The following is a 24,521-nucleotide window of genomic DNA, read 5'->3' as shown; positions in this document are numbered from 1 at the left end:
GGGCGGCCGGGGCCGGTACCCCCCGTCTCCGCGGACGCCGGCTGGTCCGTGCGGGCGCCGCGGGCCGCCTGGCGGGCGCGGGCCATCGAAGCCGTCCGGTCCTGCGCCGCCGGCGCCGGACGACCGGAGCCGTCGGCGGCGCGTTCGGCGTCGCGCTGACCTCCCGTGCCCGGGACGGCGGGACGTTCGGTGTCGCGCTGGCCTCCCGTGCCCGGGGCGGCGGGACGTTCGGTGTCGCGCTGACCTCCCGTGCCCGGGGCGGCGTCGGCGGGACGGCTGGTGTTCTGCGGCTTCGCGGCGGTCCCGGGCCGTGCGGCGGTCTGCGGGCGCTCCTCCGTCGCGGGGCGGTCTGCGCCGTCCCCGCTGTCACGCCGGGCGGCGTCCCCCTCCCGTTCGGCCCCCGGCCCACCCCGGCGCCGACCGGCGGCCGTCTCCTCGTGGCCCCCCGGGTTCCCGGGCCCTTCAGCCGGCAGCGGCTTTCCCGGCGCCACGCCTTCGTTCGGCTGCTGCGGCTGCGGCTCGTCGCTCATCTCGTGCACGGACTCCTGTTTTCAGCGTCGTACGTTCCCGTACGCCTCGTACGCTTCTGCGCTCCCCCTGTTTGAAGACTCTCGCACCTGGCGTTCCGTTCCCGGATTCCATAACGCTTCCGACCGGAAAACGCGTGGCCGGCCACAGGGCCTGCGGACTAGGCTCCTGCGCTTCGGTGTCGAGCGTCCGAGGAGGTCGACTGGCGTGGGCGCGGGACGGTTGTACGCGGCCGTCGCGGCAGGGGGATTCAGACGGTACGCGACCTACCGGGCCGCCACTGCGGCAGGGGTCTTCACGAACACGGCCTTCGGGCTGATCCTCGTGTACACGTACCGCGCCCTGTGGGACGAGAAGCCGCATCTCGGCGGGTACGACCAGACACAGGCCGTGACCTACGTCTGGCTCGGGCAGGCGTTTCTGTCGACGCTCGCCATCGGCGGCGGCGGGGTCGAGGACGAGTTGATGGAGCGCATCCGTACCGGGGACGTGGCCATCGACCTGTACCGCCCGGCCGATCTCCAGCTGTGGTGGCTGGCGGCGGATCTGGGCCGGGCGTTCTTCCAGTTGCTGGGCCGCGGGCTGGTGCCGTTCGCGTTCGGCGCGCTGTGCTTCCCGGTGTACCTGCCGTCCGACGCCGGCACCTGGGCGGCGTTCCTGGCCGCCGTGGTCCTGGCGATGCTGGTCGGCTTCGGCATCCGCTACCTGGTGGCGCTGAGCGCGTTCTGGCTGCTGGACGGCACCGGCGTGGTGCAGATGATGTGGCTGGCGGGGTATTTCTGCTCGGGGATGCTGCTGCCGCTCAACGTGTTCCCGGGCACGCTGGGCGAGGTCGTACGGGCCCTGCCCTGGTCCTCCCTGCTGCAGGCGCCGGCGGACATCCTGCTGGGGCAGGGGGATCCGCTGCCCACCTACCTCTTCCAGGGGGCCTGGGCGGTGGTGCTGCTGGGGACCGGGCGGCTGGTGCAGTCGGCGGCGACGCGCCGGGTGGTGGTGCAGGGTGGCTGAGCACGGTCCGGTGGCCGCCGCGACGCGGGCGGGCGGCCCGGCCGGGGGGCGGCGGGCGTACCGGCGGGCCGAGGGCCTGTGGGCATACCGGTTGGTGGAGGGGCTGCGGGCGTACCGGCTGATCGCGGCGATGTGGGTGCGTTCCACGATGGCCTACCGCGCGTCCTTCGCCATGACCACGTTCGGCAACTTCGTGGCGAACTTCCTCGACTTCGTCGCGATCATGCTGATGTTCTCCCGGGTGGACGCGCTGGGCGGTTACGCGCTGCCCGAGGTGGCGTTCCTGTACGGGCTGTCGGCGACCTCCTTCGGTCTGGCGGACCTGCTGATCGGGTCGATGGACCGGCTGGGCCGGCGGGTACGGGACGGCACGCTGGACACGCTGCTGGTGCGGCCGGCGCCGGTGCTGGCCCAGGTGGCGGCCGACCGGTTCGCGCTGAGGCGGCTGGGCCGGCTGACGCAGGGGGTGCTGGTGCTGGGCTGGTCGCTGACCGGGGTGGACATCGACTGGACGGCGGGCCGGCTGCTGCTGATGCCGGTGATGGTGGTGAGCGGCTGCGGGATCTTCTGCGCGGTGTTCGTGGCGGGGGCGGCGTTCCAGTTCGTGGCGCAGGACGCCTCGGAGGTGCAGAACGCCTTCACCTACGGCGGGACGACGCTGCTGCAGTACCCGCCGACGGTGTTCGCGAAGGAACTGGTGCGCGGGGTGACCTTCGTGCTGCCGCTGGCCTTCGTCAACTGGCTGCCCGCGGCCTACGTGCTGGGCCGGCCGTATCCGCTCGGGTTGCCGGGGTGGCTGGCGTGGGTTTCGCCGCTGGTGGCGGTGGGATCCTGCGCGCTGGCGGGGCTGGCCTGGCGGGCAGGGCTTCGTTCGTACCGCAGCACAGGGAGCTGACGTGGGTGAGTTCATCGCACTGGAGCAGGTCGAGAAGGTCTTCCAGGTGCGCCGGAGGACCGGGTTCCTCCGGCGGGAGCGGCGCGAGGTGCGGGCGGTGGACTCGCTGTCGTTCACCGTGGCGCGTGGGGAGATGGTCGGGTACATCGGGCCGAACGGCGCCGGGAAGTCGACCACGATCAAGATGCTGACCGGGATCCTGACGCCGAGCGGCGGGCGGCTGCGGGTGGCGGGCATCGACCCGGCGCGGGAGCGGATGCGGCTGGCGCACCGGATCGGGGTGGTGTTCGGGCAGCGGACCACGCTGTGGTGGGACCTGCCGCTGATCGACTCCTACCGGCTGGCGCACCGCATGTACCGCATCCCGGACGGCCGTTACCGGGAGAACCTGGCCCGGCTGGTGGAACTGCTGGAGCTGGACGATCTGTTGGACGTGCCGGTGCGGCAGCTGTCGCTGGGGCAGCGGATGCGTGGGGACATCGCGGCGGCGCTGCTGCACGATCCGGACGTGCTGTACCTGGACGAGCCGACGATCGGTCTGGACGTCGTGTCGAAGGCGAAGGTGCGTGACTTCCTGCGCGAGTTGAACGCCGAGCGGGGCACGACGGTGCTGCTGACCACCCATGACCTGCAGGACATCGAGCAGTTGTGCTCGCGGGTGATGGTGATCGACCACGGCCGGCTGGTGTACGACGGCGCGCTCGCCGGGCTGCACGAGGCCGGGGAGAGCGAACGGACGCTGGTGGTGGACCTGGAGCGGGAGCTGCCGCCGGTGGAGGTGCCGGCGGCGCGGGTGGTGAAGGTGGAAGGGCCGCGGCAGTGGCTGGCGTTCCCTGCGGGGCAGTCGGCGGCGCCGCTGGTCGCGCATCTGGCGGCCCGGTATCCGCTGGTGGACCTGTCGGTGCGGGAGCCGGACATCGAGGCCGTCATCGCCAGGATGTACGCGGAGAAGGCGGTCTCGTAGGCTGCCGTCATGAGCGACGACGCAGCCCTGGACCTCCGGGCGTCCGACGCCGACCGTGAGCGGGTCGCCGAGGTCCTGCGGGACGCGGTGGCCGAGGGCCGGCTCGACATGGAGGAGTTCGAGGAGCGGCTGGAGGCGGCCTACACGGCTCGGACGTACGGCGAGTTGGCGCCGCTGACCCGTGATCTGCCGGGGGCGGCGGCGCCGGTCCCGGTCTCCTTCGTCAAGGAGCCGGTGCGGGGCGGGGGCTGGGCGGGCCGTGTCACCGGGGGTGAGGGGTCCTCGACGGGGGCGGTGGCGATCCTGTCGGGGTTCGAGCGCAAGGGCCGCTGGACGGTGCCGAAGCGGTTCTCCTGTTTCGCCTTCATGGGCGGGGGCGAGCTGGATCTGCGGGAGGCGGACTTCGCGGACCACGAGGTCGAGATCAGCTGTGTGGCCATCATGGGCGGTGTGCAGGTGATCGTGGAGCCGGGGGTGGAGGTGGTGGTCCGCGGTGTCGGCGTCATGGGCGCGTTCGAGCACCCGAGGGACGACGGGCCCGTGGATCCGGGCGCCCCGCGGGTGGTCATCAGCGGGTTCGCCTTCTGGGGCGGGGTCGGCGTGGAGCGCAAGCTGCGGCGGTCCGAGCGGCAGCGGCTGAAGGAACAGCGCCGCCTGGAGAGGGCGGAGCGGCGCGAGCAGCGCCGTGAGAGCCGTGAGCGCCGTGAGCCGTGAGCGCCGTGAGCCGTGAGCGCCGGGCACCGCGACGCCGTGAGCCGTGAGCGCCGTGCGCGTCCGCGGGTCGTGCCTGGCTGGGCGCGCAGTTCCCCGCGCCCCCAGGGGCGCAGATGACGCCGAAGCATCCGAGCAGCGGGAGGACGGAACGCTCACGGCCGGCAGGGCGCCGTCCTCGGCCCCGGGACGGCCCTGGCTGAGCGCGCAGTTCCCCGCGCCCCCAGGGGCGCAGATGACGCCGAAGCATCCGAGCAGCGGGAGGACGGAACGCTCATGGCGGGCGGGGCGCCGTCCTCGGCCCCGGGGCGTCCCCGGCTGAGCGCGCAGTTCCCCGCGCCCCCAGGGGGCGGTGGGGGTGTTGGTCGGGGCTAGCTGGTGCAGACCTTTGTCAGTTCGCCTGCTGCGGAGGTGACCGGGCCGACGTCCGGGGTCTGGTCGCCGGCCCTGAGGGACGTACGGACGTTGCCGACGGCCTGGGTCAGGTCGTCCACCGCCTTGTTGACGTCGGCGTCGTCCGTCTTGTCACCGATCTTGCGCAGGTTCTTCTCGATGGAGTCGAGCGAGGCGTCGGCCTGGGTGGGATCGGCGGCGGCGTTCTCCACGGCCTGCTGGAGTTCGGTGACGCTGTCGGCGATGGTGTCGGCGGTCTGGACGCAGTCCAGCGCCTTGTTCACGGCGTCGCAGCCGGTGGTCAGGCCGGTGGTGAGTACGGCGACGGCCACGGCGGCGGCGATGGCGGTGACCCGGCCCCGGCGTGCGCGGCGGCTGGCGGACATCGTGGGTTCCCCTCCCCTGGGACGACTGACCGGGCGCACGCGCATGGGCCGTGCGCCCGTACCCAGAGGGACGTCGGCAGGGCCCGGCGGGTTGCCCGGGCCTTGAGGGATTCTTTACGCGATCGTGGCCGCCAGCGCCGCCTGCTGGACGGCGGCCAGCTCGGTGCAGCCGGCCACGGCGAGGTCGAGCAGGGCGTTGAGTTCCTCGCGGGCGAACGGCTCGGCCTCGGCGGTGCCCTGGACCTCGACGAAGCGGCCGTCGCCGGTGCAGACGACGTTCATGTCGGTGTCGGCGCGCACGTCCTCCTCGTAGCAGAGGTCGAGCAGCGGGACTCCGCCGACGATGCCGACGGAGACGGCGCTCACGGTGCCGGTCAGGGGCTGCCGGCCGGCCTTGACGAGCTTCTTGCGCTGGGCCCAGGCGACGGCGTCGGCCAGTGCCACGTAGGCGCCGGTGATCGCCGCCGTGCGCGTGCCGCCGTCGGCCTGGAGGACGTCGCAGTCGAGGACGATGGTGTTCTCGCCGAGCGCCTTGTAGTCGATGACGGCGCGCAGGGAGCGGCCGATGAGGCGGGAGATCTCGTGGGTCCGGCCGCCGATCTTGCCCTTGACGGACTCGCGGTCGCCGCGGGTGTTGGTGGCGCGGGGCAGCATGGAGTACTCCGCGGTGACCCAGCCTTCGCCGCTGCCCTTGCGCCAGCGCGGAACGCCCTCGGTGACGGAGGCGGTGCAGAAGACCTTGGTGTCGCCGAAGGAGATGAGGACGGAGCCCTCGGCGTGCTTGCTCCACCCGCGCTGGATGGTGACCGGGCGGAGCTGTTCGGGAGTACGGCCGTCGATGCGAGACATGGCATGGAGCCTAGCCGGACACGCGCAAGAGGCTCCTCCCACGCCGGGAGGAGCCCCTTTTCGGCGGTGAGCCGTGGGCTCACATCATGTCTTCGATCTCCGCGGCGATCGGGTCGGCGTCGGTGCCGATGACGACCTGGATGGCGGTGCCCATCTTGACGACGCCGTGGGCGCCGGCGGCCTTCAGGGCGGCGTCGTCGACCAGGTCGGGGTCGGACACCTCGGTGCGGAGCCGGGTGATGCAGCCCTCGATCTCCTCGATGTTGTCGATGCCACCGAGCCCGGCGACGATCTTCTCAGCCTTGCTGGCCATGTTCCTTCTCCCTGCTCCGAACCGCTTTGTCGCAGTAACCCACAGTTGGCCCATCTTCGCGAGCGGTCATGCCGTCCGTGCCGAATGATGGCGATCACGACAGCGGAACCGTCCGCCGACTGGTCTACACCACCGTGGGGAAGGTCGCCAAACCGCGTCCCGGAAGGGCGGCCCGGAAAGGACGCCCATGAGCGCCGAGAGTGCCGCCGGCCCCGCCCGGACCCGCTGGAACCACCTGTTCCAGGGTCTGCAGAAGATGGGCCGGAGTCTGCAGCTGCCCATCGCGGTGCTGCCGGCGGCGGGCATCCTCAACCGGCTCGGCCAGCCCGACGTGTTCGGGGACGACGGCCTGGGCTGGACCGACGTGTCGAAGGTGATGAAGGGAGCGGGCGGCGCGCTGCTCGACGGCTCCCTCGGCCTGCCCCTGTTGTTCTGCGTGGGCGTCGCGATCGGCATGGCGAAGAAGGCGGACGGCTCCACGGCCCTGGCCGCGGTGGTCGGCTTCCTCGTCTACTACACGGTCCTGCACCAGTTCCCCGAGCGGTGCCCCGGCGGCTCGCGGTCCGTGCAGGACGTCGGCTGCCAGGTCGTCGTCGACACCGGCGCGGACACGGTGACGCCCTTCACCTTCCAGAACCCGGGCGTCTTCGGCGGCATCGTGGTGGGGCTGCTGGCCGCCTTCTTCTGGGCCCGCTACCACCGCACCAGGCTGGTGGACTGGCTGGGCTTCTTCAACGGCCGCCGGCTGGTGCCGATCATCATGGCGTTCGTCGCGATCGTCTTCGCGGCACTGTGCCTGTGGGTCTGGCCGCCGATCGGGGACGCGCTGGAGAGTTTCAGCCACTGGCTGCGGGAGGCGGGCGCGTGGGGCGCCGGCGTCTTCGGCGTGGCCAACCGGGCGCTCCTCGTCATCGGCCTGCACCAGTTCCTCAACGTGCCCATCTGGTTCCAGTTCGGCACCTACACACCGCCCGGCGGCAAGCCCGTCCACGGCGACATCAACATGTTCCTCGCGGGTGACCCGCACGCCGGCCAGTTCACCTCGGGCTTCTTCCCGATCATGATGTTCGCGCTGCCGGCCGCCGCCCTGGCCATCACGCACTGCGCCCGGCCGGAGCGCCGCAAGGAGGTCGGCGGTCTGATGCTGTCGGTCGCGCTGACGTCGTTCGTGACGGGCATCACCGAACCGCTGGAGTACTCGTTCCTGTTCATCGCGCCCGCCCTGTACGCCGTCCACGCCGTGCTCACCGGCGTCTCGATGGCGGTGACCTGGGCGCTCGGGGTGCACGACGGCTTCAGCTTCTCCGCGGGTCTGATCGACTACGTCATCAACTGGAACCTGGCGACGCGACCGTGGGCGATCGTCCCGATCGGTCTGTGCTTCGCGGCCGTGTACTACGCCGTCTTCCGGTTCGCGATCACCAGGTTCGACCTGCGGACACCGGGGCGGGAACCGCCGGAGGTGGCGGAGGAGATGGAGCGGGACAACGTGCGGTGACGGGCCCTTCCGCCGGCCGCCCGGGCGAGCACGCGGCGTAGCGCCGCAGTAGCGGATCCGTGGGTTCCTTATCCCGCCTTCATCGTGCTACAACAGGTCTACACCACTGGTGGTGTAGACCAGAGACGCTGCCGTCCCCTTCCTTGGTTCCCGGGCGGCGCCTTGCCCGATGGAGGAAGTTGTGACCACGGCCAGCGCCGCCCCCGCGGCCCAGAAGAAGAAGGGCGCGGGCGTGATGGCTGTACTGCAGCGTATCGGCCGCAGCCTGATGCTGCCGGTGGCCGTGCTGCCCGCCGCCGCCCTCCTGGTCCGCCTCGGCAACACCGACATGCTGGGCCGCCCGTCCTTCCCGGCGTTCCTGACGAAGATCGCCGGCTTCATGGCGGCCGGCGGCAACGCGATCCTCGACAACATGGCGCTGCTGTTCGCCGTGGGCATCGCGATCGGCTTCGCGAAGAAGTCGGACGGCTCCACGGCCCTCGCGGCCGTCGTCGGCTACCTGGTCTTCAAGAACGTGCTGGGCACGTTCACCGACAAGAACCTGCCGAAGGTGGCGGCCGTCGTCGACGGCAAGATCGTCATGCAGAACGCCCCGGTGGACGCGAAGGTCCTCGGCGGCGTGGTGATGGGCATAGTCGTGGCCCTGCTCTACCAGCGCTTCTACCGCACCAAGCTGCCCGACTGGGCGGGCTTCTTCGGCGGCCGTCGTCTCGTCCCGATCCTGTCGGCCTTCGCCGGCCTGGTCCTCGGCATCGTCTTCGGCTACATCTGGCCGGTCCTCGGCACGGGCCTGCACAACTTCGGCGAGTGGCTGGTGAAGTCGGGCGCCGTCGGCGCGGGCATCTTCGGTGTCGCCAACCGTGCGCTGATCCCGATCGGCATGCACCACCTGCTCAACTCGTTCCCGTGGTTCCAGGCGGGCGAGTACCACGGCAAGAGCGGTGACATCGCGCGCTTCCTGGCCGGCGACCCGCACGCGGGCCAGTTCATGACCGGCTTCTTCCCGATCATGATGTTCGCGCTGCCGGCCGCGTGCCTGGCCATCGTCCACTGCGCCCGGCCCGAGCGCCGCAAGGTCGTCGGCGGCATGATGTTCTCGCTGGCTCTGACGTCCTTCGTCACCGGTGTCACCGAGCCCATCGAGTTCACCTTCATGTTCATCGCGCCGGTCCTGTACGCGATCCACGCGGTCCTCACCGGTGTCTCGCTGGCGCTGACCTGGGCGCTGGGGATGAAGGACGGCTTCGGCTTCTCGGCGGGCGCGGTCGACTTCGGACTGAACCTGGGCATCGCCAGCAACCCGTGGGGCCTGGTCCTGGTCGGCCTGTGCTTCGCGGTGGTCTACTACGTGATCTTCCGGTTCGCGATCACCAGGTTCAACCTGCCGACCCCGGGCCGCGAGTCCGACGAGGAGCTGGCGGAACTGCAGAAGGCCGAGGCCAAGTAGCCCGGTCCCGCGACCGACCGGCGAAGGCCCCCGGAGCCCTGGCTCCGGGGGCCTTCGTCATGGACCGCGGCGGGTCAGATCTCGTACGTGCGGCGGGGCGCGGCGAGCTCCACCGGCCCGGCGAACACCTCACGGGCGTCGCGCAGGTTGGCCTGCGGGTCCGTCCACGGCGGGATGTGGGTGAGGACCAGGCGGCGGGCGCCCGCGCGAGCCGCCGTCTCACCCGCTTCGCGGCCGTTGAGGTGCAGGTCGGGGATGCTCTCCTTGCCGTGCGTGAACGCGGCCTCGCACAGGAACAGATCGGTGTCCCGGGCCAGCTCGTCCAGCACCTCGGTGACGCCCGTGTCACCGGAGTACGTCAGTGAGTTCCCGCCGTGCTCGATGCGGATGCCGTACGCCTCCACGGGGTGGCGGACCCGCTCGGTGTGCACCGTGAACGGGCCGATCTCGAACGTGGACGGCTTGACCGTGTGGAAGTCGAAGACCTCGCTCATGGAGGACGCGGAGGGGGTGTCCGCGTACGCCGTGGTCAGACGGTGTTCGGTGCCCTCGGGGCCGTAGACCGGGATGGGGGCGCACCGGCCGCCGTCATGGCGGTAGTAGCGCGCCACGAAGTACGCGCACATGTCGATGCAGTGATCGGCGTGCAGATGGCTGAGGTAGATCGCGTCGAGGTCGTAGAGACCGCAGTGGCGCTGCAGCTCGCCAAGGGCGCCGTTGCCCATGTCGAGCAGCAGCCGGAAGCCGTCGGCCTCGACGAGGTAGCTCGAACAGGCCGATTCCGCGGACGGGAACGACCCCGAGCAGCCGACGACGGTGAGCTTCATGAAGCAGAAACCTCCGTTGGCGGGAAACCGGTGGGCGGGGCGGGGAGCCACTCGGGATGAGGGCTGTCGGGGGTCGTGCGGTTTGTCGAGCGTAAGGCGCGAAAGCACGGGTCGCTCCTCCGCCAGGTGCCGTTGTGGGCGAACTCACCTGTGCTGTCACCGGTTCGGCTGGACCCAGGGCGCACAAGGATCCGAAGAGGGCGCGCGATGTTCGGCGCGCGCCGGTAACGTCGTCGTATGGACACGTCATGGTGGCTGGCGCTCGCCGCGGTGGTGCTGCTCGCGCTGGTCGCCACGCTCGTCGACGGCTGGGGCCGCGGTCGTCGGCCCGCCGGGCGGCGCCTGAGGCCGCCGGGCCGGGCGGGCACGCGCGGGACGCACGCGCAGCGGCCGTCCCCCGGGGACATCTGGTGGGCGGACGTCCCCTACGAGGACCGCCGCGGGGTGAAGGACCGGCCCTGTCTGGTACTGGCCGTGCGGGGCGACCGGGCCACGGTCGCGAAGATCACCAGCAAGTACCACGACGAGCGCAGCGGGGTGATCCCGCTGCCGCCCGGCGCCGTCGGCGACGCCCAGGGGCGGCCCAGCTTCCTTGAGACCGACGAGCTGCGCGAGGTGCCGGTCAACGGGTTCCGGCGCCGGGTCGGCGTGGTCGACCCGGTCCTGTGGGACCAGGTGCGGCACCTGGCCGGCTAGCCGGTACGCCTCAGCTCACCCGGACGGTGACCGTCCATTCCTCGATGCCCTTGCAGGACACCTGGCCGGGCGCGGTGGGCTCGGGGCACATCGGCCGGGACGAGGCGAGCTTCACGGTGCCGGCGGCGACCGCCTGGTAGGCGGCCGTGGCATCACCCGGCCGGAGCACGAGGCCGGCGTTGACCGCCTTCAGTCCCGTGCCGCTCGCGGTGACCGGCTTCCAGGGGCGGGCGTCGGTACCGTCCAGGGTGAGCCGGACCTCGCCGCCCTCGGCCACGCAGACGGTACGGCCGTGGTCGGCGGCCGTCAGCTCCGCGTGGTCGGCGCACCCGGCGGCGGTCCGGGTGGGGGACGGCGGCTGCGACGCCTTGCCGCTGCTCCCGGTGTCCTCCTGGGAGCCGCAGCCCGCGAGGAGCAGCGCCGCCGTGAGGGCGAGGGGGGTCGCGAGGGCGAGGGGCGTCGTGGGGCGCATGGGGGTCCGCCTTTCTGCCGTCGGCTGCCGGGCCGGCCCGGCAGCCTGGTGCGGATGTGACGTACCCCGGCCGCGAACGGATCCCTCACCGGACCCGCCGCCCTGCCGACCGGCGCGCCGGCACCGGCCCGGCGCCGGCCTCCCGGCGGTCCCGCCGTCAGCTTCCCGGCGGTCCCGCTGTCAGCCTCCGGGCGGTCCCGCCGGCTTCGGCGTCAGGCCCAGAGCTGGCCCTGCAGTGTCTCGATGGCCGCTTCCGTCGTGGGCGCCGTGTACACACCGGTGGAGAGGTACTTCCAGCCGCCGTCGGCCACGACGAAGACGATGTCGGCGCTCTCCCCCGCCTTGACCGCCTTCCTGCCCACGCCGATCGCCGCGTGCAGGGCGGCGCCGGTGGAGACTCCCGCGAAGATGCCCTCCTGCTGGAGGAGTTCGCGGGTGCGGGTGACCGCGTCGGCCGAGCCGACCGAGAAGCGGGTGGTGAGCACGGAGGCGTCGTACAGCTCGGGGACGAAGCCCTCGTCGAGGTTCCTGAGCCCGTAGACCAGGTCGTCGTAGCGCGGTTCGGCGGCCACGATCTGGATGCCCGGCCGGTGCTCGCGCAGGTAGCGGCCGACGCCCATGAGGGTGCCGGTGGTGCCGAGGCCCGCCACGAAGTGGGTGACCGAGGGGAGGTCGGCGAGGATCTCCGGGCCGGTGGTCGCGTAGTGGGCGCCCGCGTTGTCCGGGTTGCCGTACTGGTAGAGCATCACCCAGTCGGGGTGCTCGGCGGACAGCTCCTTGGCCACGCGCACGGCGGTGTTGGAACCGCCCGCGGCCGGTGAGGAGATGATCTCGGCGCCCCACATGCCGAGCAGGTCCCGGCGCTCCTGGGAGGTGTTCTCCGGCATCACGCACACCATCCGGTAGCCCTTGAGCTTGGCCGCCATGGCGAGCGAGATGCCGGTGTTGCCGGAGGTGGGCTCGAGGATCGTGCAGCCCGGGGTGAGCCGGCCGTCCTTCTCCGCCTGCTCGACCATGTGCAGGGCGGGACGGTCCTTGACCGAGCCGGTGGGGTTGCGGTCCTCCAGCTTGGCCCAGATGCGGACGTCCGGGGACGGCGACAGCCGCGGCAGGCGCACCAGAGGGGTGTTGCCCACCGCGGCCAACGGGGAGTCGTAGCGCATCGCTGGTCAGCGGCCGATCAGCGCATGCCGCCGGCCACGGCCGGCAGGATCGTCACGCTGTCGCCGTCGGACAGCTTGGTGTCGATGCCGTCGAGGAAGCGGACGTCCTCGTCGTTGAGGTAGACGTTGACGAAGCGGCGCAGCTGGTCGCCGTCCACGATGCGGGCCTGGATGCCCGCGTGCCGGCTCTCGAGGTCGGCGAACAGCTCGGAGAGGGTCGTCCCGCTGCCCTCCACCGCCTTCTGGCCGTCGGTGTACTGGCGGAGGATGGTCGGGATGCGGACCTCGATGGCCATGGTGGCGGGCTCCTGTCGGAAGGGTTCGTCGATTCGGTGTGCGTGCCTGGGGGTCCCCCAGGCATACGGCACTGGGGGGAGCGCCGCGGCTCACGGCCGTACGGCGGGGGGAACGTCAACAGATGGCGCTGTTCAGCCTGCACAGGTCGACGTGCAGCCGCGCCACGAGCAGCGTGCCCGGCGCCTTGTCGCTCACGTCGTTCAGAACCATGGGCTCATCGTATCGATTCCCCGTCCGCACCCCGGAGTGTGATTCCACATGCCGGACGGAAACGGTCCGGCAGATGGGACGGTCGAACAGGTGGGGCGGTGCGGCGGTTGCGCCGGCGGGTGGGACGGCGGGCCGGCGGGTGCGGCGCGTGTCAGTAGGCGTCCACGATCCTCACGTCCTCCTCGGTGACCTCGCCCTCCACGATCCGGAAGGAGCGGAACTGGAACGCGCCGAGGCCGTCGGTGTCCGCCGTGGAGACCAGGACGTAGTGGGCGCCGGGCTCGTTGGCGTAGGAGATGTCCGTGCGCGAGGGGTACGCCTCGGTCGCCGTGTGGGAGTGGTAGATCACCACGGGCTCCTCGTCGCGGTCGTCCATCTCGCGGTAGAGCCGGAGCAGGTCACCCGAGTCGAACTCGTAGAACGTGGGTGACATGGCCGCGTTCAGCATCGGGACGAAGCGCTCGGGGCGGTCCGAGCCGGCCGGCCCGGCGACGACGCCGCACGCCTCGTCGGGGTGGTCCTTGCGCGCGTGGGCGACGATCTGGTCGACGAGGGCCTGGGTGATGGTCAGCATGGGGGTCAGGATAAGCAGGCGGGCCGTCCCGTACCGAGGGTCGGTACGGGACGGCCCGCATGGTGGACGTCCTGAGCGGCTGCCGCCGGGGGCGCCACGAGTGCTCCCGGCGGCCGGACGTCCCGGGGAGGTGTCCGTCAGCGCTTCCTGAAGGCGGCGGCCTCCGGGTTGCGGCGCTTGAGCACCAGGTAGGCCACGGCCAGGACCAGGCCCCACAGCGGCGCGCAGTACAGCGAGACCCGGGCGTCCTTGTCGATGCCCATCAGCACGATCACCATGCCGATGAAGGCGAGCGCGAACCAGCTGGTGTACGGCGCGCCCGGCGCGCGGAACTCCGAGGTGGGCAGCTCGCCGCGGTCGGACTTGGCGCGGTAGCGGATCTGGCAGAAGAGGATGACGATCCAGGCCCACATGCCGGAGATGGTGGCGAAGGACACCACGTAGTCGAACGCCTTGCCCGGCCACTGGTAGTTGATCCACACGCCGACCAGCATCAGCGCGGCGGAGAAGGTCGTACCGACCAGCGGGGTGCCGCTGCGGGTCAGCTTCGTGAAGACCTTGGGGCCCTGGCTGTTGAGCGCGAGGTCGCGCAGCATGCGGCCGGTCGAGTACATGCCGGAGTTGCAGGACGACAGCGCGGCGGTGAGCACGACGAAGTTGACGATGCCCGCACCGGCGGCGAAGCCCATCTTCTCGAAGGCGGCCACGAACGGGCTGACGCCGGGGTGGAAGCTGGTCCACGGCACGACCGACAGGATCATGATCAGCGCGCCGACGTAGAAGACGGCGATGCGCCACGGCACGGTGTTGATCGCCTTGGGCAGCACGGTCTTGGGGTCCTTGGACTCGCCCGCGGTCACACCGACCAGCTCGACGGCGAGGAAGGCGAACATCACCATCTGCAGGGTCATCAGCGTGCTGCCGACGCCGTGCGGGAAGAAGCCGCCCTGGTTCCACAGGTGGGACACGGAGGCGGTGTCACCGGCGTCGGAGAAGCCGACCGTCAGGATGCCGACGCAGATCAGGATCATGCCGATGATGGCGGTGACCTTGACCATGGAGAACCAGAACTCCAGCTCGCCGAAGAGCTTCACGGAGATCAGGTTGGCGCCGTACAGGACGACGGTGAAGATCAGGGCCGACACCCATTGCGGGATGTCGAACCAGTACGTCATGTAGGCGGCCGCCGCGGTGACCTCGGTGATACCGGTGACCACCCAGAACAGCCAGTACGTCCACCCGGTCACGAAGCCCGCGAACGGACCGATGAACTCGCGCGCGTACTCCGAGAACGAACCGGAGACCGGGCGGTACATCAGCAGCTCGCCGAGGGCCCGCATGATGAAGAAGATGACGAGGCCCGCGATGGCGTACGCCAGGATCAGGCTGGGGCCGGCCTTGGAAATGCCCTTGCCCGCGCCGAGGAACAGGCCCGTGCCGATGGCTCCGCCGATGGCGATCATCTGGATCTGCCGGGCGCCGAGCCCGCGCTGGTATCCCTCGCCGCCCTCGCTGCCCTCGGCCCGCACGGCCTCATTGCCGTCGCGATGCTGGTCGACCTGCGCTGAGGTCATGTGTGGTGCGCCTTTCTCCATGCCGACCCGGGCCTTTCGTCGGCCTCGGATCGGGTCTCGATCCCCCCGGATTGCTGGAGCTGTTGCCTGGCCGACGGTCGTCGGCTCGGTGGCGCACCCGGCCGAACATGGGTGGTGTTGGCCGGGCGGTCGTGAAGATTTATCACGGCCGCAATACTGATCACACCGGAGCGATGTGACGCATCACACTGGAAGAACCGGACAAATAACGCTCAAATGCGTCAAAACAGGCCACAAAGGTGACGGGATCGTTATCCGGATTTGAGCGTCCTCTGAGCGAACGCCCACGGATGGTCAAACCGCACGGATCACGACATGAGGGTCGTCACCAGGGTCTCCTGGAGGCCGCCCAGCCAGAGATAGGCCAGCACCATCGGCTTGCGCGGGTCCTCTTCCGGGAGGCGGTAGAGCAGGTCGGTGTCGTCCTCGTCGGAGATCTCCAGCCGGGCGCCGATCGCCAGCCGGAGGTCGTTGAGGGCGCCGAGCCACTGCCGGGACTGCTCCGGGGACAGCTTCAGCACCGCTCCGCCCTCGTCCACCGGGGCGAGCGCGTCCAGGGTGCGGATCACGCCGAGCGCGTTCTCCCGCTTGCCGGCGCGCAGGTCGTTCTCGGTGTAGCGGCGGAACTCGGCGGAGTGCTCCCGCCGCTCCTCGGCCTCGGCCGCCGAGCCGGGATCGCGCTCGGGGTCGACGTAGGCGTCCGGGAAGAGCCTGCGCAGCACCGGGTCGGCCGGCGGCTCGCTCGGGCCCTCGGCGAACAGCTCGGCGAGCGGGTCCGCCGGGGCGTCGGCGCCGGGGCCGGGACCGATCAGCTCCAGGAGCTGCACGGCCAGCGACCGGATGATGGAGATCTCGACGTCGTCGAGTGCGACGGCCGCGCCGCCGCCGGGGAGCGGTTCGAAGTGTCCGGGCATGTGAGTCGGTCGCTACTTCCGGTCCTGCTGGAGGGTGGCCCACAGACCGTATCCGTGCATCGCCTGCACGTCGCGCTCCATCTCCTCGCGGCTCCCGCTGGAGACGACCGCCCGGCCCTTGTGGTGGACGTCGAGCATGAGCTTGGTGGCCTTGTCCTTGGAGTAGCCGAAGTACGACTGGAAGACGTACGTCACGTAGCTCATGAGGTTGACCGGGTCGTTGTGCACGATCGTGACCCAGGGGACGTCGGGCTCGGGTACGGCGAAGACCTCCTCCGCCGACTCGGTGCGTTCGATCTCTACGGGCGCGGGTGACGTCACACAGCCATGCTGCCACGATCACTACAAATCGTCACACCGACGAAAAGGCGGTACGCTGCTCGTCATGAACACAGCGGACCTTGGGCTGCCGGTGGACGTTCCCTCGACGGCGCTCTTCACGGACCAGTACGAGCTGACGATGTTGCAGGCCGCCCTCAAGGCCGGGACGGCCGAGCGGCGGAGCGTGTTCGAGGTCTTCACCCGGCGGCTGCCGGACGGGCGCCGCTACGGCGTGGTGGCCGGCACCGGGCGCGTCCTGGACGCCGTGGAGAACTTCCGCTTCGACCCGGACGTCCTCGGCTTCCTGGGTGAACAGAAGATCGTCGACGAGCGGACCCTGAAGTGGCTCGCCGACTACCGGTTCAGCGGGGACGTCTGGGGCTACCCCGAGGGCGAGGTGTACTTCCCCGGCTCGCCGGTCATGCGCGTCGAGGGCACCTTCGCCGAGTGCGTGCTCCTGGAGACGGTGATCCTCTCCATCCTCAACCACGATTCGGCGATCGCCGCCGCCGCCTCCCGGATGGCCTCCGCGGCCGGGGGCCGCCCGCTGATCGAGATGGGCGCCCGGCGCACCCACGAGCTGGCCGCCGTGGCCGCCGCCCGCGCCGCCTACGTCGGCGGCTTCGCGACCACCTCCGACCTGGCGGCCGGCTTCCGCTACGGCATCCCGACCGTGGGCACCTCGGCCCACGCCTTCACCCTGCTCCACGACCGCGAGCGGGACGCCTTCCAGGCCCAGGTGGACACCCTCGGCCGGGGCACCACCCTGCTGGTGGACACCTACGACGTCACGGAGGCCGTCCGGACGGCGGTGGAGGTGGCGGGGCCCGAGCTGGGCGCGGTCCGCATCGACTCCGGCGACCTGCTGCTGGTGGCCCACCGGGTGCGCCAGCAGCTGGACGAGCTCGGGGCGCGGAACACCAAGATCGTCGTGACCTCGGACCTGGACGAGTACGCCATCGCCTCGCTGGCCGCCGCGCCCGTGGACGCGTACGGCGTCGGCACCCAGCTGGTGACCGGCTCCGGCCACCCGACGGCCTCCATGGTCTACAAACTGGTCGCCCGCGCCGAGACGGCCGACCCGAAGGCGCCGCTGGTGCCGGTCGCGAAGAAGTCCAGCGGCGGCAAGACCTCCGTCGGCGGGCGCAAGTGGGCGGCGCGCCGGCTGGACGCCGAGGGCGTCGCGGAGGCCGAGGTCGTCGGCACGGGGCCGGTCCCGGCCGGGCTGGCCGGCCGGCAGCTGCAGGTACGGCTGGTCGAGGACGGCGAGGTGGTCGCCCGCGAACCGCTGGACGTGCCCCGGGACCGGCACATCGCGGCGCGCGCGAACCTGCCGCTCTCCGCGATCCAGCTCTCCCGGGGGGAACCCGTCATTCCGACGGAGTACGTCCACGGGCGCCCGGGCAGCTGAAGCGGGACCGGCCGTCCGCCCCCTCGAACGCCCCCTCCCGCACGGGACCGGAAGTGTCTAGGCTCAGTTACTTCACTCTCAGTCGGAGGACACCCAGCATGCGCCGCGCCTTGATCGTCGTAGACGTGCAGAACGACTTCTGCGAGGGGGGCAGCCTCGCGGTGGCCGGCGGAGCGGACGTGGCCGCCGCCATCACCGAGCTGATCGGCCAGGCGGCGGGCGCCGGGTACCAGCACGTGGTGGCCACCCGCGACCACCACATCGCGCCCGGCGGCCACTTCGCGGACAACCCGGACTACGTCCGTTCCTGGCCCGCGCACTGTGTCGCGGGCACGGAGGGGGTGGGCTTCCACCCGAACTTCGCCCCCGCCGTCGCCTCCGGCGCGGTCGACGCCGTGTTCGACAAGGGGGCGTACTCGGCGGCCTACAGCGGCTTCGAGGGTGCCGACGAGAACGGGGTGCCGCTGGCCGACTGGCTGCGCGCCCGCGAGATCACCGAGGTGGACGTGGTGGGCCTGGCCACGGACCACTGCGTACGGGCCACCGCCCTGGACGCCGCCCGGGAGGGCTTCCGTACCCAGGTGCTCCTGGACCTGACGGCGGGGGTGGCCCCGGCGACCACCGAACGGGCCCTGGAGGAGCTGCGGGAGGCCGGTGTGGAACTGGTGGGCAAGCCGGTCGTCTCCTCCTGAGCGCACGGAGCCGGGCAGGGGATCTCCGACACCCCACCCCACACGAGACCACCGCGTCTCGGCCACACCGCTGTGGCCTCGACCACGAGTACGGCACCCGCGTGAACCCGGGACGGCCGTGAGGCGTCAAGGTGAGGGCGCGTTCTCCTGCGGGAGCGACGGCCCCGGTCACGACGACGTCGAAGGCGTCAAGGTGCGGTGCCGAGCAGTCGAGGAGAACACACAGTGATGAGAACCCGGACCTGGGCCGTCATGGCCGCCGCCGCGGCGCTCGCCGGCCTGACGGCCTGCTCGGGGCCCGGCTCCGCCGACACCGAGGAGCGCCTGCACGTCGAGACGGACCGCGCCTCTTACAGCAGCGCGGAGGGCGTCAGCGGGGCCGCCGACATCGCCGTCACCGGGCCGGTGCTCGGCGTCCGGACGCGGGAGTGCGACGAAGGGGGCGACACCGCCACCGAGCCCGCCGTCGACCCCCCGGCGGAAGACGGCGTCGACCCCGGCCCGGACCCCTCGGCCACCGGCTCCCCGGCCCCCACGGCAACTCCCTCCGGCATCGCCGGTGACGGAGCGGGCGGGCCGGAGTGCGTTCCGATGGTCTTCCTGAAGGTGCGGGTCGCTGCGGTGGTGAAGCCCGGTTTCGGAATCTCCGGGGGCGACGAGATCGTCGTCGGCGACATCGACACGGACAAGGTGACGGCGGAAGGCACCACCCCACTCGTGGTGGGCCGGCGGTACGCGCTCTACCTGCGGCGGATGACGGCCCCCGACCACCCCGGCATCACGTCCGTGCCGACGTTCTGGATCCCGGTCGGCGGCGACCAGGGCGTCTTCTTTCTCAATAAGGACACCGTCCGGCCCGCCTCGGCCGACATCGTGGCCCTCACGAACGCCGAGGCGGAGAAGAAGCTCGGCGCCGCCTCCGGGACGTCCCGGCCCGAGCGGCTCCGCACGACCGTGGCCGGACTGAGGGAAGCGGCGAAGGTGGCCGCCGCCGGTCAGCGCGCGAGCGCGCACAGGGCCGCGAAGCAGCGGCGGCCGTCCCACACGTCAGGGCCGCCCGGGCGGCCCTGACGTCATGCCTGCGTCATCGGCTGCCGGAGCAGCGCCCGGATCGGGTGCCACAGCTCGTTCACGATGACACCGTTGTCGGCCGGTGCCGTGCGCCATATCAGGCCGTCCGGATGGTGCAGCACCGCCGTGACCTCGTCCGGCGTGGGCGGCGCGGCGTTCCCCCGGAGGTAGATCGCGCGCAACCCCAGGTTGCGGAGCCTGGTCAGAGCTCGGGCGCGGTTCTGGGCGTGCACCAGAACCCGCACCCCGGCGGGGTCGTAGGGCAGGTTGAGCGCCACCACGACCGTGCCGTTCGGCAGCTTGCAGAAGCCTCCAGCGGCCATGCGGTCACATCCCCGTTCCGGTCGGTGTCAATAAGCGGTCCACAGGACGCACCTAAACACGATCGGCGGCAACCCGCCAAGGGGTTGCCGCCGATACGCTTCTGACCTGCGGGTTTGTTGACTACTTCACCGCGGGGCCGACCTTGAGCTGGATCGTGGAGCCGTCCTTGGCCTCCTGGACGATCGTGATCTTGGTGTTGGTGTCAGTGACCTTGACGCCACCCGTCGGGTTCGAGGCGTCGTAGTAGGTGCTGGCGTGGTCGTTGAAGACCGAGACACCCTTCGACGCCTTGATCTTCAGCGCGACGTCGGCCTTGTGCAGCGTGATGCCGTCCGTGCCGTAGCGGCTGAAGGGGGAGTCGTAGGCCTGGACGCGGTTGCGCAGCAGCGTGCCGTCGGCCCACTTCAGCGCCTTCGCGTGCGAGTCGATCGGCAGGATCAGACCGGTGCCCGGGTGACCGTTGGTGGCGTTCGTGTTGTTGTCCGCCTGGGAGGTGTCCCACTTCCAGATCAGCAGGCCGTTCTGGTACGGGTAGTGCTCGACCCAGTCGGGGCGCTTGGCCGAACCGAAGTTGTACGGGCCGGTCTTCAGCGTCTTGTCGTACGACACGTACTGCCGGTTCTCGGCGATGTAGTACTGCTTGTAGTCCTTGGTGAAGGACGCGCCGATGCGGGAGAAGCCGTTCGCGGTCCAAGCGGAGTCCGCGGTCTCGGCGTTGTCCGAGAACAGCGGGGTGCCGTCGGCGGTCACGGTGATCTGGTCGGCCGTGAAGCCGTTCTCCGCGACACCGCCGTCGGTGGCGTAGCGGAAGCGCAGGTCGATCTTCTTGCCCGCGTAGGCGTCGAGCGGGAACGACAGCTTCTTGTGCGTCTGCGAGAAGCCGCTCAGCGCCGGCTTGCCGCTGGCGTCACGCGCCAGGGGCTGGCCGTCCGCCGTGCCGTCCAGGGCGGTCCAGTTGGCGCCGCCGTCGGTCGACACCTCGGTGTAGACGTAGTCGTAGCCGTCCTCGGTGGCCCACCAGCCGTCCAGGTCCAGCTTCGCCGACGACTTGCCGGTCAGGTCGACCGAGCGGGTCAGCGTGTTCTTGAGGTCGTTGCCGCTGCCGCTCCACCACTGGGCCGAACCCTCGGCGGGCTGGGTGATCGTGGTGGTGACCGCCTTGTCGGGCAGGTTCACCACGAGGGCCTGCTTGTCCCAGGTGTTGTACTCGGCCAGGCCCAGCTTGTGGGTGGACTGCTTGCCGGCCGTGGCGGTGTCGAAGTTCAGCCAGCCCAGCTGGAGCTTGTCCCAGGCGTTCATGTCGCCGGGCAGGTCACCGATGGACTCCTTGCCCGTGCCGAGCCAGGAGCCCGAGGACATCAGGGTCCAGAAACCGGTGGAGTTGTCGCCGCCGGCGGTGTCGTACTCGTCCGGCAGACCGAGGTCGTGGCCGTACTCGTGGGCGTAGACGCCGAGGCCGCCGTTCTCCGGCTGGATGGTGTAGTCGCCGACCCAGATGCCGGTGCTGCCGACCTGGGCGCCGCCGAGCTTGTTGTTCGACGGGCCGGTGGCGCCGGCGTCGGTGCCGAAGGCGTACCAGCGGTGGGCCCAGATCGCGTCCTTGCCCTGGGCGCCGCCGCCCGCGGACTCGTCCTCACCGGCGTGCACGATCTGGAAGTGGTCGACGTAGCCGTCGGGCTCGTTGAAGTTGCCGTCGCCGTCGAAGTCGTACCGGTCCCACTGGTCGTACTTGGCGAGGTCCTTCTTGATGTCGGCGTCGGTGCGGCCGGCCTTCTTCTGCTGCGCCACCCAGGAGTTCAGGCCGTCGCTGACGACGTTCCACACGCTCGGGCAGTTGGTCTGGCCGCAGGCGTTGTTGCCGTACCGGGCCTCGTTGTACGGGACCTTGACCCAGTCGGTGACCTCACCGGAGACCGAGTAGCGGCCCGAGGACTGCTTCTCGTAGTACTTCTTCAGCGACTCGGTGTTCTTGCCGGTGCCGAAGTAGAGGTCCTGGTAGTGCTTCTTGTTGTAGTCCTTCTGCCAGGCCGTGGAGTTGTCCTTCTTGCGGTCCGGCTTGGCGATCTTGTTGTGCAGCGGGCCGGCGGTGCCGCCGACCTTGGGGTCGGTCTGGTTGCCGAACTCCACCAGGATCGTGAAGATCTTGTCGGTCTTCTCGCGGCCCAGCTCGACGTACTTGCTCTGGCCCTTGCGGCTCGCGAGCTTGACGACCTTGGAGCCGTTGCGCTCCTCGGCCTTGGCCTTGCCCGATATGAGCTGCTTCAGGGCTTCCTCGCGCTGAGCGTCCTGCGTCTTGCTCAGCGGGCCGTCGAGGTCGTGCTTCTGCTGCTTCACCGGAGCCGGGTCGTGCCGGTTGGCGGCGGCCGACCCGGCCGGGGTGCCCGCCTCCGCGACGGCGAAGGTCGCGAACGTGGCGGAAGCGGCCGCGAGCGTCACGCCGATGGCGGCCGCTCTGAACGTCCAGGATCTGCTGGTCACTTGAGTTCCTCCCCCGCGCCGCGCACACGGACAGGGGGTTCCGGGTCATGGAGGAATCCGTGCGCGCACGATCAACGCGTGTAATCAAGTGACGACATTTGACTAGAGGTTTAGCGGAAAAGACAGACCTTGACTTGAGCAGGACAAGTGCACTATGCGGAGGTGGCGTTCGCTTTGCGGACACGTGTCGACTTGCCGACAGGCGCAGGAACGCGGCCTCACGAGAGGCGGGGTGACTCCATGCGCCCCCCGTGCACCGGTACCGTGGGTTAGGTCATGCTTACCGGGCGTCCGGCTCGGGCATGCAGGCCAAGAGAGTCGAACGGCACCCCGCTCCCGACCCGCCGAGGACACGATTGCCATGCCTCGTCCGACCGCCGCACAGCTCGCCTACGGTTCCTGCACCGTGATCTTCTCGACGCTCGCCATGCTGCTGCTGTCCCAGACGAGTTCGGGCCTCGGGATCGTCGTCATCGCCCTCGCGGCGCTCGCGCTGGGGCTGCTGATCGCGTGGACGGTCCCCGCTCCCGGGGCGCACGCGGCGCGGGCGTCCGCCGAGCCGGTGGCGGACGAGGAGCGCGTCCCCACCTCCCTGTGACCGACCGGCACGCGGGACAGGTGGCCGTGGGAGACGGGTGGCCGCGGGAGACAGGTGGCCGTGGGACACGTGCCGGCGGCGGCCCGGGTGCACCGCCCGGACCGCCGCCGCGTCATGGGCGCCGCCGGCGCCGCGCTCGGCTCAACGCGCGCTGACCACCACCGTCTTGGCCGCCTTGTCGTGCAGGCCCTGCTTGTAGGGCTTGTCGAAGAAACTCCAGCCGCCCGAGATCGCCGTCCAGATGCAGGCGCAGCAGAAGGCGAACGGCAGCCACAGCACCAGGGCGCGGATCAGCGAGGTCTGTGCTGAGGGAGTGGCGCCGTCGGCCAGGTCGGCCACCCGCATGCCCAGCCACTTCTTGCCGAGGGTCTGACCCGACTTGCTGGTCAGGATCGTGTCGTAGGCGATGTAGAGCACCGCCGCGATGACGGACTGGGCGACGGACCTGCCGACCTCGATGCGGTCGCCGTCGACGCTGTACTCACGCACTCCGAACGCCCAGGTGAGCAGCCAGACGACGATGCCGACCAGGATCATGTCGATGATGCGCGCGAGCGTCCGCTTGCCGCTGTCGGCGAGCGGGGGCATGCCCGCCAGCGGATCGGCCGGATAACCACCGGCCCCGGCTCCGTACGGACCGCCGCCGTAGGGCCCGCTCCCCGGGCCGCCGCCGTAGGGGCCGCCCCCCGGGCCGCCGCCGTAGGGCCCGGCGTCGCCGTACGGGCCGCCGCCGTAGGGAGGCGGCTGCTGACCACCGTACGGGGGCGGCGGCTCACCGCTTCCGTACGGCGGCGGCTGGCCACCCCCGGGGCCGCCTTCCGGTTGCTGCGGACCGCCGCCCGGTCGGGGAGGCTGCCCGCCGCCCGGGGGCGGGGGCTGCCCGGCACCGCCGTACGGGGCGTCGTACGGCGAGCCCGAACCCTGGTCCGACGGGGGCCTCTTCCGGAAGGGGTCGTCCTCGGGGGGCTGCTCTCCGGAGCCGGGAGGCGGTTCGCTGCTCATGGCCCGAGTGGAACCCGGACGCCCCGGCTCCGCATCCGGCAGACGGCCGGACGGAGTAGGCGGCCCCGCGGTCAGCCCGCGACGAACGTGTGGGCCGCCTTGTCGTGCCAGCACTGGCGCCAGGGCCGGTCGAACACGCACCACAGCACGCCCACGATCCCGATGCCCAGCAGGCCCGGCAGGGCGAGCACCAGCCAGCGGCGCAGCGCCGGGCCGAACGTCGGCGGCTCGTGCCCCTCGATGTCCCGCACCTCGATGCCGCACAGTTTCTTGCCGAGGGTGCGGCCCCACTTGACGGTGGGCAGCACCTCGTACAGGACGCCGACGAGGAGGAGGACGGCGAGGACGATGCCGAGGCTGGTGCCGGTCGTGCCGTCGAGCAGCCAGACGGTGACCTCATGGCCGGTCAGCCGGGCCGCGTCGATCTTCTGCTGGACGTGGTCCGCGGCCCGCATGCCGAGGGGGACCGCCGCGGCGGCCGTCACGGCGGCCGTCGCCAGCAGGTCGATGAGCCGGGCGGTGAGGCGCCGGCCGAGACCGGCGGGGCGGGCGGACGCCTGCCGGCGCGCGGCGGCCTGGAAGATGTCCTCCACCGGCGGCTTCCACGGCGCCACCGGCTGCTCGTCCCCGCCTCCGGCCAGTTGGTGCACCTGCTGCGCCCAGGACGCCTGCCCGCCGCCGGGACCGGTGGTCAGCGGGGCACCGGGCGCACCGGGCGCACCGGGCGCACCGGGCGCACCGGGATGCGGGGTAGCGGGTGGGCCGGACTGCGGGGGCACGGACTGCGGGAGCCCGGCCTGAACCGGGCCCGGGTGCGCGGGGCCCGGGTGCGCGGGGCCCGCCTGGTGCGGCACGGGCGGGGCCGCGGCGACGGGGCCCAGGGC

At 71.2% G+C, this 24,521-nt stretch carries 27 protein-coding genes and 1 pseudogene; 11 read left to right on the top strand and 17 right to left on the bottom strand.

Annotation, left to right across the window (positions count from 1 at the left end):
• Window positions 1–530, bottom strand: a pseudogene (locus GT045_RS40060) (hypothetical protein); the annotation flags it as partial.
• 205 nt (window positions 531–735) lie between these two features.
• Here GT045_RS40060 and GT045_RS27850 point away from each other — a divergent pair.
• The 4 genes from GT045_RS27850 to GT045_RS27835 all read left to right on the top strand — a co-directional run bounded on the left by GT045_RS27850 (window position 736) and on the right by GT045_RS27835 (window position 4,109).
• Window positions 736–1,536 (top strand): ABC-2 family transporter protein, encoded by an 801-nt coding sequence (locus tag GT045_RS27850; protein WP_161294297.1) that lies wholly within the window; start codon window positions 736–738, stop codon window positions 1,534–1,536.
• 76 nt (window positions 1,537–1,612) lie between these two features.
• On the top strand, window positions 1,613–2,431 hold the full coding sequence (locus tag GT045_RS27845; protein WP_237538915.1) for an ABC transporter permease: 819 nt from the start codon (window positions 1,613–1,615) through the stop codon (window positions 2,429–2,431).
• Window position 2,432: 1 nt separating this feature from the next.
• Window positions 2,433–3,395, top strand: coding sequence for an ATP-binding cassette domain-containing protein (locus tag GT045_RS27840; protein WP_161294299.1), 963 nt, complete (start codon window positions 2,433–2,435; stop codon window positions 3,393–3,395).
• A 9-nt stretch (window positions 3,396–3,404) separates the two neighbouring features.
• Window positions 3,405–4,109 (top strand): DUF1707 domain-containing protein, encoded by a 705-nt coding sequence (locus GT045_RS27835; protein ID WP_161335860.1) that lies wholly within the window; start codon window positions 3,405–3,407, stop codon window positions 4,107–4,109.
• Window positions 4,110–4,477: 368 nt separating this feature from the next.
• Here the strand turns inward: GT045_RS27835 and GT045_RS27830 are convergent, their stop codons facing one another.
• The 3 genes from GT045_RS27830 to GT045_RS27820 all read right to left on the bottom strand — a co-directional run bounded on the left by GT045_RS27830 (window position 4,478) and on the right by GT045_RS27820 (window position 6,047).
• Window positions 4,478–4,885, bottom strand: a complete 408-nt coding sequence (locus tag GT045_RS27830; protein WP_161294302.1) for a hypothetical protein — start codon at window positions 4,883–4,885, stop codon at window positions 4,478–4,480.
• Between the two features lie 114 nt (window positions 4,886–4,999).
• Window positions 5,000–5,734 (bottom strand): ribonuclease PH, encoded by a 735-nt coding sequence (gene rph / locus GT045_RS27825; RefSeq protein WP_161294304.1) that lies wholly within the window; start codon window positions 5,732–5,734, stop codon window positions 5,000–5,002.
• Window positions 5,735–5,813: 79 nt separating this feature from the next.
• Window positions 5,814–6,047: a PTS glucose/sucrose transporter subunit IIB gene (locus tag GT045_RS27820; protein ID WP_030751904.1), complete on the bottom strand. Its 234-nt coding sequence runs from the start codon at window positions 6,045–6,047 to the stop codon at window positions 5,814–5,816.
• A gap of 187 nt (window positions 6,048–6,234) precedes the next feature.
• On the opposite strand from GT045_RS27820, the gene GT045_RS27815 reads away from it, so the two are divergent.
• Both GT045_RS27815 and GT045_RS27810 read left to right on the top strand, forming a co-directional pair.
• Window positions 6,235–7,545 (top strand): PTS transporter subunit EIIC, encoded by a 1,311-nt coding sequence (locus GT045_RS27815; protein ID WP_161335859.1) that lies wholly within the window; start codon window positions 6,235–6,237, stop codon window positions 7,543–7,545.
• A gap of 181 nt (window positions 7,546–7,726) precedes the next feature.
• Complete coding sequence (locus tag GT045_RS27810; protein ID WP_161335857.1) at window positions 7,727–8,992, top strand: PTS transporter subunit EIIC; 1,266 nt, start codon at window positions 7,727–7,729, stop codon at window positions 8,990–8,992.
• A 74-nt stretch (window positions 8,993–9,066) separates the two neighbouring features.
• Here the strand turns inward: GT045_RS27810 and GT045_RS27805 are convergent, their stop codons facing one another.
• Window positions 9,067–9,819: an MBL fold metallo-hydrolase gene (locus GT045_RS27805; RefSeq protein WP_161335855.1), complete on the bottom strand. Its 753-nt coding sequence runs from the start codon at window positions 9,817–9,819 to the stop codon at window positions 9,067–9,069.
• Between the two features lie 237 nt (window positions 9,820–10,056).
• Between GT045_RS27805 and GT045_RS27800 the strand changes: the two genes are divergently transcribed.
• Complete coding sequence (locus GT045_RS27800) at window positions 10,057–10,515, top strand: type II toxin-antitoxin system PemK/MazF family toxin (protein WP_161286799.1); 459 nt, start codon at window positions 10,057–10,059, stop codon at window positions 10,513–10,515.
• A gap of 10 nt (window positions 10,516–10,525) precedes the next feature.
• On the opposite strand, the gene GT045_RS27795 is transcribed toward GT045_RS27800, so the two are convergent.
• The 8 genes from GT045_RS27795 to clpS form a co-directional block, all read right to left on the bottom strand.
• Complete coding sequence (locus tag GT045_RS27795) at window positions 10,526–10,987, bottom strand: hypothetical protein (protein ID WP_161286798.1); 462 nt, start codon at window positions 10,985–10,987, stop codon at window positions 10,526–10,528.
• Between the two features lie 212 nt (window positions 10,988–11,199).
• On the bottom strand, window positions 11,200–12,150 hold the full coding sequence (locus tag GT045_RS27790) for a cysteine synthase (protein WP_161335854.1): 951 nt from the start codon (window positions 12,148–12,150) through the stop codon (window positions 11,200–11,202).
• Between the two features lie 17 nt (window positions 12,151–12,167).
• Window positions 12,168–12,446 (bottom strand): MoaD/ThiS family protein, encoded by a 279-nt coding sequence (locus tag GT045_RS27785; protein ID WP_161286796.1) that lies wholly within the window; start codon window positions 12,444–12,446, stop codon window positions 12,168–12,170.
• A 115-nt stretch (window positions 12,447–12,561) separates the two neighbouring features.
• Window positions 12,562–12,657, bottom strand: a complete 96-nt coding sequence (locus GT045_RS40770) for a putative leader peptide (RefSeq protein ID WP_345942776.1) — start codon at window positions 12,655–12,657, stop codon at window positions 12,562–12,564.
• Window positions 12,658–12,808: 151 nt separating this feature from the next.
• Complete coding sequence (locus tag GT045_RS27780) at window positions 12,809–13,231, bottom strand: M67 family metallopeptidase (RefSeq protein ID WP_161286795.1); 423 nt, start codon at window positions 13,229–13,231, stop codon at window positions 12,809–12,811.
• Between the two features lie 137 nt (window positions 13,232–13,368).
• Window positions 13,369–14,805 (bottom strand): amino acid permease, encoded by a 1,437-nt coding sequence (locus GT045_RS27775; protein ID WP_161286794.1) that lies wholly within the window; start codon window positions 14,803–14,805, stop codon window positions 13,369–13,371.
• A 329-nt stretch (window positions 14,806–15,134) separates the two neighbouring features.
• Window positions 15,135–15,740, bottom strand: coding sequence for a DUF2017 domain-containing protein (locus GT045_RS27770; protein ID WP_161286793.1), 606 nt, complete (start codon window positions 15,738–15,740; stop codon window positions 15,135–15,137).
• A gap of 12 nt (window positions 15,741–15,752) precedes the next feature.
• A complete protein-coding gene (clpS, locus tag GT045_RS27765; RefSeq protein WP_053749283.1) occupies window positions 15,753–16,061 on the bottom strand; it encodes an ATP-dependent Clp protease adapter ClpS in 309 nt (102 codons plus the stop codon).
• A gap of 64 nt (window positions 16,062–16,125) precedes the next feature.
• On the opposite strand from clpS, the gene GT045_RS27760 reads away from it, so the two are divergent.
• The 3 genes from GT045_RS27760 to GT045_RS27750 all read left to right on the top strand — a co-directional run bounded on the left by GT045_RS27760 (window position 16,126) and on the right by GT045_RS27750 (window position 19,235).
• A complete protein-coding gene (locus tag GT045_RS27760) occupies window positions 16,126–17,472 on the top strand; it encodes a nicotinate phosphoribosyltransferase (RefSeq protein ID WP_161286792.1) in 1,347 nt (448 codons plus the stop codon).
• 98 nt (window positions 17,473–17,570) lie between these two features.
• Window positions 17,571–18,164 (top strand): isochorismatase family protein, encoded by a 594-nt coding sequence (locus GT045_RS27755; RefSeq protein WP_161286791.1) that lies wholly within the window; start codon window positions 17,571–17,573, stop codon window positions 18,162–18,164.
• A 228-nt stretch (window positions 18,165–18,392) separates the two neighbouring features.
• Window positions 18,393–19,235 carry a hypothetical protein gene (locus tag GT045_RS27750; protein WP_161335852.1) on the top strand — a complete coding sequence of 281 codons (843 nt, stop codon included), beginning with the start codon at window positions 18,393–18,395 and terminating at the stop codon, window positions 19,233–19,235.
• A 2-nt stretch (window positions 19,236–19,237) separates the two neighbouring features.
• On the opposite strand, the gene GT045_RS27745 is transcribed toward GT045_RS27750, so the two are convergent.
• Together GT045_RS27745 and GT045_RS27740 are read right to left on the bottom strand one after the other, a co-directional pair.
• Window positions 19,238–19,558 carry a hypothetical protein gene (locus GT045_RS27745; RefSeq protein WP_161286789.1) on the bottom strand — a complete coding sequence of 107 codons (321 nt, stop codon included), beginning with the start codon at window positions 19,556–19,558 and terminating at the stop codon, window positions 19,238–19,240.
• Window positions 19,559–19,679: 121 nt separating this feature from the next.
• Window positions 19,680–22,037, bottom strand: coding sequence for an immune inhibitor A domain-containing protein (locus GT045_RS27740; RefSeq protein ID WP_161286788.1), 2,358 nt, complete (start codon window positions 22,035–22,037; stop codon window positions 19,680–19,682).
• A gap of 361 nt (window positions 22,038–22,398) precedes the next feature.
• Here GT045_RS27740 and GT045_RS27735 point away from each other — a divergent pair, with 361 nt between their 5' ends.
• Window positions 22,399–22,635: a hypothetical protein gene (locus tag GT045_RS27735; RefSeq protein ID WP_161286787.1), complete on the top strand. Its 237-nt coding sequence runs from the start codon at window positions 22,399–22,401 to the stop codon at window positions 22,633–22,635.
• Window positions 22,636–22,776: 141 nt separating this feature from the next.
• On the opposite strand, the gene GT045_RS27730 is transcribed toward GT045_RS27735, so the two are convergent.
• Window positions 22,777–23,637, bottom strand: a complete 861-nt coding sequence (locus tag GT045_RS27730; RefSeq protein ID WP_161335850.1) for an RDD family protein — start codon at window positions 23,635–23,637, stop codon at window positions 22,777–22,779.
• 71 nt (window positions 23,638–23,708) lie between these two features.
• A partial coding sequence (locus GT045_RS27725; RefSeq protein WP_237538912.1) for an RDD family protein occupies window positions 23,709–24,521 on the bottom strand: 813 nt, incomplete at its 5' end.

The organism is Streptomyces sp. SID486 (assembly GCF_009865385.1).
Classification (GTDB): Bacteria; Actinomycetota; Actinomycetes; order Streptomycetales; family Streptomycetaceae; genus Streptomyces.
The sequence above is the reverse complement of the archived record's forward strand: the minus strand, read 5'-3'. Positions and strand labels throughout refer to the sequence as shown.

Excerpts from the sequence above, each read along its gene's own strand:
- GT045_RS27820 (WP_030751904.1), bottom strand. The coding sequence starts at position 6,047 with ATGGCCAGCAAGGCTGAGAAGATCGTCGCCGGGCTCGGTGGCATCGAC.
- GT045_RS27770 (WP_161286793.1), bottom strand. The coding sequence starts at position 15,740 with ATGCCCGGACACTTCGAACCGCTCCCCGGCGGCGGCGCGGCCGTCGCA.
- GT045_RS27745 (WP_161286789.1), bottom strand. The coding sequence starts at position 19,558 with ATGGCCGCTGGAGGCTTCTGCAAGCTGCCGAACGGCACGGTCGTGGTG.
- GT045_RS27730 (WP_161335850.1), bottom strand. The coding sequence starts at position 23,637 with ATGAGCAGCGAACCGCCTCCCGGCTCCGGAGAGCAGCCCCCCGAGGAC.
- GT045_RS27735 (WP_161286787.1), top strand. The coding sequence starts at position 22,399 with ATGCCTCGTCCGACCGCCGCACAGCTCGCCTACGGTTCCTGCACCGTG.
- rph (WP_161294304.1), bottom strand. The coding sequence starts at position 5,734 with ATGTCTCGCATCGACGGCCGTACTCCCGAACAGCTCCGCCCGGTCACC.
- GT045_RS40770 (WP_345942776.1), bottom strand. The coding sequence starts at position 12,657 with ATGGTTCTGAACGACGTGAGCGACAAGGCGCCGGGCACGCTGCTCGTG.
- GT045_RS27785 (WP_161286796.1), bottom strand. The coding sequence starts at position 12,446 with ATGGCCATCGAGGTCCGCATCCCGACCATCCTCCGCCAGTACACCGAC.
- GT045_RS27835 (WP_161335860.1), top strand. The coding sequence starts at position 3,405 with ATGAGCGACGACGCAGCCCTGGACCTCCGGGCGTCCGACGCCGACCGT.
- GT045_RS27780 (WP_161286795.1), bottom strand. The coding sequence starts at position 13,231 with ATGCTGACCATCACCCAGGCCCTCGTCGACCAGATCGTCGCCCACGCG.
- GT045_RS27790 (WP_161335854.1), bottom strand. The coding sequence starts at position 12,150 with ATGCGCTACGACTCCCCGTTGGCCGCGGTGGGCAACACCCCTCTGGTG.
- GT045_RS27795 (WP_161286798.1), bottom strand. The coding sequence starts at position 10,987 with ATGCGCCCCACGACGCCCCTCGCCCTCGCGACCCCCCTCGCCCTCACG.
- GT045_RS27760 (WP_161286792.1), top strand. The coding sequence starts at position 16,126 with ATGAACACAGCGGACCTTGGGCTGCCGGTGGACGTTCCCTCGACGGCG.
- GT045_RS27755 (WP_161286791.1), top strand. The coding sequence starts at position 17,571 with ATGCGCCGCGCCTTGATCGTCGTAGACGTGCAGAACGACTTCTGCGAG.
- GT045_RS27815 (WP_161335859.1), top strand. The coding sequence starts at position 6,235 with ATGAGCGCCGAGAGTGCCGCCGGCCCCGCCCGGACCCGCTGGAACCAC.
- GT045_RS27775 (WP_161286794.1), bottom strand. The coding sequence starts at position 14,805 with ATGACCTCAGCGCAGGTCGACCAGCATCGCGACGGCAATGAGGCCGTG.
- GT045_RS27830 (WP_161294302.1), bottom strand. The coding sequence starts at position 4,885 with ATGTCCGCCAGCCGCCGCGCACGCCGGGGCCGGGTCACCGCCATCGCC.
- GT045_RS27805 (WP_161335855.1), bottom strand. The coding sequence starts at position 9,819 with ATGAAGCTCACCGTCGTCGGCTGCTCGGGGTCGTTCCCGTCCGCGGAA.
- GT045_RS27800 (WP_161286799.1), top strand. The coding sequence starts at position 10,057 with ATGGACACGTCATGGTGGCTGGCGCTCGCCGCGGTGGTGCTGCTCGCG.
- GT045_RS27750 (WP_161335852.1), top strand. The coding sequence starts at position 18,393 with ATGAGAACCCGGACCTGGGCCGTCATGGCCGCCGCCGCGGCGCTCGCC.